A 1762-nucleotide genomic window follows, 5' to 3' on the forward strand; every position below is an offset into this window, starting at 1 on the left:
ACGATTTACTTTTCAAAAATGCAGTGTTTTAATAAAGGCGTAAGGTCCTTACACTCTATGAAAAACAAAAGAAATAAAATATTTGCAAATATAAACAAGCTTTTATTTTAGTTTAGGGAAATGGTTTTATAGTATGACATTATGTACATTGTATTATTTAAAGTTTTGATGCACAATTTCGGGCTGATCGTATAAGTTATGATTCTAGTGCAATTCATATAGTTGCACCAGAATCGTTTGAATCGCTATCTATCGCGTGTTCAGTCAGATTTTTAACACCCTCCATATTCAATTAAACTTGGAAATTACAACTTGTTTTTTGAAATGGTATAAGTCGCTATTTCTAAGTGGTCTGTCCACTAGTAACAGTGTTGGTATCCTTTGAATAAAAATGAAGGTTACATTCAAATTATCCAAATATTGAAAACAACCTAGAGATGCCGCAAAAATGGAGCCTGTAACAAGTGAAAGAGAGAAATTTTTTCCGATATTCTTGAAACTTATCATACGCTCTAGAAGAACTAACAAGCAATTACATTTTACACTTAGAACAATCTGAGATTTTCGTTTTTTACGAGAGATTACTAGTATACTAGACAAGATTTATCATAAGGAGAGAGAGAAATGAAAAAATACAAAAAGTTATTAATGGTTGCTCCGCTTGCATGTATGTTAGGGACAGGGGCTGTTGCTTTACCGAATGCAGTTCATGCAGCAGAATCACTGTCCTCACCAGCATCTTTCACTAATATATATGATGATGGGACTTCTTATACGAAAGAAACTTTAGAAAAAGATCTTTACAAAAGGATATTGAGGGGTATTGAGAATACACCTGAATTACGTCAGAAATTTAAATTAGCAGATGATGAAGGGATACAACGTGAAAAAGGCGCTTCGAGCCTTACTGACCCAAACGGTAATACTACAGAATATCCTGCCATTAATTATGGTTTAATGGATCAATTGAGTAAAGTAGAAGCGGGAATTGTCGGGTCACATTTTGATGTTAATCCAACCGTAGATAGTTATGAAGATTTAGGTCAAACGAATTTATTAACGATTAATAATGATGATGGTACTGTAGCACAAACTGCTCAAACACCAGAAACAACAGAGAAATTTTCAGAAAGTATGAGTTATTCAAATTCAACTGGAATGAAGCTAGGAATTGGATCATCAACTACAGTTAAAGTGAAGATTCCATTTGATTTAGGGGAAGTTTCTCAGACAGTCAACATTAACAGCGAATTTAGTTTTAATAATACGGTGACAAATACTAGTACTCATGAAAAATCCGTTACATTTAAATCACAACCTGTAGTTGCTGCTCCAGGTGGAACTACTACTTATTATGGTTCAATCAAAAGAGCAAAATTCTCTGGAACAATCCAAACTGATGCTTATTTAGCGGGTGTAACCTTAAAGCTTCCTATAGTGAAGAAAAATGGAAATTCATATGATATAGTGCATACTGAAGAAGTTACTCTAACTCCAGAAGATATGTATGCTATTTTCAAAAATGGGCTTCCTGTATTACCACCTTATTTAAGCTTTGATGATGAGAACAAAAAAGTAAAAGTAAATAACGCACCCTTTACGTTTAGCGGAGAAGGCGGTTATTATTCCGCTGTAAAAGTGAAATTCACTCCAAAAGATTCAAATAAAAGTCCACAAGAAATGCCATATAAAGAATACGTAGCAAAAGCACAACAAGGAGCTTTATAAGAAAAAACTAACTATAAACATCCCCAGAAACTTT

Annotated in this window: 1 protein-coding gene; it reads left to right on the top strand. The window is 33.5% G+C overall.

Features of this window, described 5'->3' with window-relative positions; genetic code table 11:
- Window positions 1–624 precede the first annotated feature (624 nt).
- The gene (locus tag V7183_RS23265; RefSeq protein ID WP_097899326.1) at window positions 625–1728 is read left to right on the top strand and encodes an ETX/MTX2 family pore-forming toxin; all 1104 of its coding nucleotides are present in this window, start codon (window positions 625–627) and stop codon (window positions 1726–1728) included.
- The last annotated feature ends 34 nt before the right edge of the window (window positions 1729–1762 follow it).

Source organism: Bacillus sp. JJ1127 (assembly GCF_036965845.1).
In the GTDB taxonomy this organism is placed as follows: domain Bacteria; phylum Bacillota; class Bacilli; order Bacillales; family Bacillaceae_G; genus Bacillus_A.

What these genes read in the sequence shown, in the direction of transcription:
- V7183_RS23265 (WP_097899326.1), top strand. Translation starts at nt 625, where the DNA reads ATGAAAAAATACAAAAAGTTATTAATGGTTGCTCCGCTTGCATGTATG.